At 66.7% G+C, this 3,041-nt stretch carries 2 protein-coding genes and 2 pseudogenes; 3 read left to right on the top strand and 1 reads right to left on the bottom strand.

The annotated features are described in order from the left end of the window. Positions 1–428 (bottom strand): AMIN domain-containing protein (locus B3T77_RS03185; RefSeq protein WP_349681206.1); only part of this gene is annotated, 428 nt, incomplete at its 3' end. 508 nt (positions 429–936) lie between these two features. Between B3T77_RS03185 and B3T77_RS03180 the strand changes: the two are divergent. From B3T77_RS03180 to B3T77_RS03170, 3 genes and pseudogenes are all read left to right on the top strand, one after another. Further along, positions 937–2,076: pseudogene (locus B3T77_RS03180) on the top strand (Rne/Rng family ribonuclease); the annotation flags it as partial. Positions 2,077–2,118: 42 nt separating this feature from the next. Then, positions 2,119–2,787, top strand: coding sequence for a VIT1/CCC1 transporter family protein (locus B3T77_RS03175; protein ID WP_414633145.1), 669 nt, complete (start codon positions 2,119–2,121; stop codon positions 2,785–2,787). Then, positions 2,694–3,041, top strand: a pseudogene (locus B3T77_RS03170) (ribonuclease E/G); the annotation flags it as partial. The gene B3T77_RS03175 and the pseudogene B3T77_RS03170, both read left to right, overlap by 94 nt.

Here is a 3,041-nt window from a genome sequence, read left to right as displayed (position 1 = left end):
GCCGGCGTGGTCGAGGCGCGCGCGGCGGCTCCCGTCGCCTTCAGGTCCACGACATAACGATAATGGCTGACGCCGTCGCCGGGCGGCAGCAGGAAGCGCCGTTCGATCTCGCTGCCGCGCGCCAGTTCCAGCTGAACACGTGACGAACCGCCAGACGAAGTGACCTCATAGGAGCGCACCAGACCGGAACCGCCACCGTTCAGACCACGCCCTGGCGCAACACCGCTGAGGGCCAGCACCACCCGGCCTTCGCCGCCCGCGTCGATGACGCGTCCTTGCGCCGTCTTGTCCAGATCGATGACGACGCGGGTCCGATCGCCATCGGCGCCGAAGCGCACCGCCAGCACATCGCCCTGCGCGCCCCAGGCGAAACCGCGCGTTGCGGACAGACCGACCATGCAGATGACCACGAAGGCCAGGGCGGTCATCGCCCACTCCTTCGCGCCCCAGCGCATCAGACCTGTCAAAACGCGACCGCTCATCTGCGTCGGCGAACCCGGTTTAAGCCTACTTGAACCTCATCATGACAGAGGCTCGTATTCAGGGGGTTAAGGCGAGCGCCTTTTAATTCTCCCGTTGCATGACTATGCTGTGACCGCTCGCGAACCGATCGCGCCGATTTCGCCTCTGCGAATCTTGGCGCGCCCTCCTCGCGGCGTTGACTTTCACCAATCCTAGAACCACCCCGGCCTGGCCGATGGTTCGAAGAGCGGACCAGGGACGCGGCCTTCCCAAGGGATTGGCGCGCCCGGTTCAGGACCGACGACTTAATGGGCCTTTCCGCCTGCGTTCCCCAACGGCTTGATCAAGCCTTCTTCGCCGTTCTCGGCGAGGGGATGTCGCGCGCGCCGGCCCTCACCTTCATTCGGCGAGCCGCCATGACCCTGTCCGGAGATCCGGGACGGTCGGCCTGCGCGCGCCAGAGAGAGACTTTCCATGTCAAAGACAATGCTGATCGATGCGGCGCATCCCGAGGAGACCCGGGTCGCCATCGTGGACGGGCGCAAGATTGAGGAATTCGATTTCGAATCCCGTGCGAAGCGCCAGCTTCGCGGCAACATCTACCTCGCCAAGGTCACCCGCGTAGAGCCCAGCCTGCAGGCCGCCTTCATTGAATACGGCGGCAATCGCCACGGCTTCCTCGCCTTCAACGAAATCCACCCCGACTACTACCAGATTCCCGTCGCCGACCGCGAAGCCATCATGGCCGAGGCGCATGACGATGAGGACGAGGACGATCTCGACCGCGAATCGACCGGCGACGACGTCGATCCCGAATCGGCCTTGGCCGATGAAGAGCGGCTGAAGCGACGCCTGATGCGTCGCTACAAGATCCAGGACGTCATCAAGCGCCGCCAGATCCTCCTGGTCCAGGTCGTCAAGGACGAACGCGGCGCCAAGGGCGCGGCCCTGACCACCTGGCTGTCGCTGGCCGGCCGCTACTGCGTCCTGATGCCCAACACAGGCAAGGGCGGCGGCATCAGCCGCAAGATCACCAACACCTCGGACCGTCGCCGCCTGAAGAGCGCCGTCTCGGCCCTGGAAGTGCCCAAGGGCATGGGCCTGATCATCCGCACGGCGGGCGCCAAGCGCACCAAGGCCGAGATCAAGCGCGACTATCAATATCTGCTGCGCCTGTGGGAGACGATCCGCGAAACCACCCTCGCCTCTCACGCCCCCTCGGTGATCTACGAGGAAGAGAACCTGGTCCGCCGCGCCGTGCGCGACATGTTCGACAAGGACTTCGACGGCATCCAGGTCGAGGGCGTCGAGGGCTTCAAGGAAGCGCGCGACTTCATGCGCGTGCTGATGCCGGCCCAGGCCAAGAAGGTTCACCTGTATCGCGGCTCGCGACCCTTGTTCGCGGCCAACGGCATCGAGGAACTGCTGACGCAGATCCATCAGCCGGTCGTGCCGCTGAAGTCCGGCGGCTATCTGGTGATCAACCAGACCGAGGCCCTGGTGGCCATCGACGTCAACTCGGGCCGCGCCACCAAGGAACGCAACGTCGAGCAGACGGCGTTCAAGACCAATATGGAAGCGGCCGAGGAAGCCGCCCGCCAGCTGCGCCTGCGAGTCATTCCGCGGCAGATCGGGCACACCGCCTACACTGTCGGCATGAGCCGTTCCCACCACACTGAAACCCATCGCTCCGAGCGCGTCGGCTGGCTGCGCGCTGCCGTACTGGGGGCCAATGACGGCATCGTCTCGGTCGCCGGGCTGGTGGTTGGCGTGGCCGCCAGCGGTGCCAGCCCGTCGGCCATCCTGGCCACCGGCGTGGCCGGCACCGTGGCCGGTGCCATGTCGATGGCCGCCGGCGAATATGTCTCGGTGATGTCACAGGCCGATGCCGAACACGCCGACCTCGCGCTGGAGCAGCGCGAACTGCACGAAGACCCGCACAGCGAGCTGCAGGAACTGGCCGGCATCTACCGGCGGCGCGGGCTCAGCCCCGAACTTGCCCAACAGGTGGCCGAACAGCTCACTGCCCATGATGCGCTGGCCGCCCATGCCCGCGACGAGCTGGGCATCACCGAGGAACTGCGCGCGCGGCCACTGCAGGCCGCATTGGCCTCGGCCAGCGCATTCACCGTGGGCGCTGCCTTGCCGGTCCTCACCGCCCTGCTTGCGCCGGCCGCGCGGGTGGCCGCCACAACCACCGCCGCCACCCTGGTTGGGCTGTGCATCACNNCCAGCTGCGCCTGCGCGACCTCGCCGGCCTGGTCGTCATTGACTTCATCGACATGGATGAGGGCAAGAACAACCGCGCCGTCGAGCGCGTGCTGAAGGAGGCCCTGTCCTCCGACCGCGCCCGCATCCAGATGGGCCGCATCTCGCCCTTCGGCCTGATGGAGATCAGCCGCCAGCGTCGTCGTCTGGGCGTGATCGAGGGTGCGACCGAAGCCTGCCCGCACTGCCAAGGCACGGGCCGCATTCGCTCGGCCGAATCCGCGGCTCTGATGACCTTGCGCGCGGTCGACATCGAGGCCGGCAAGAACGGGGCGGGCGTCGTGGTGCTGAAGGTTTGCACCGCCGTCGGC

The organism is Brevundimonas sp. UBA7838, from assembly GCF_002500885.1.
GTDB lineage: Bacteria > Pseudomonadota > Alphaproteobacteria > Caulobacterales > Caulobacteraceae > Brevundimonas > Brevundimonas vesicularis_C.
Note: the sequence above shows the minus strand (reverse complement) of the source record. Positions and strands in the feature narration are given on the sequence as shown.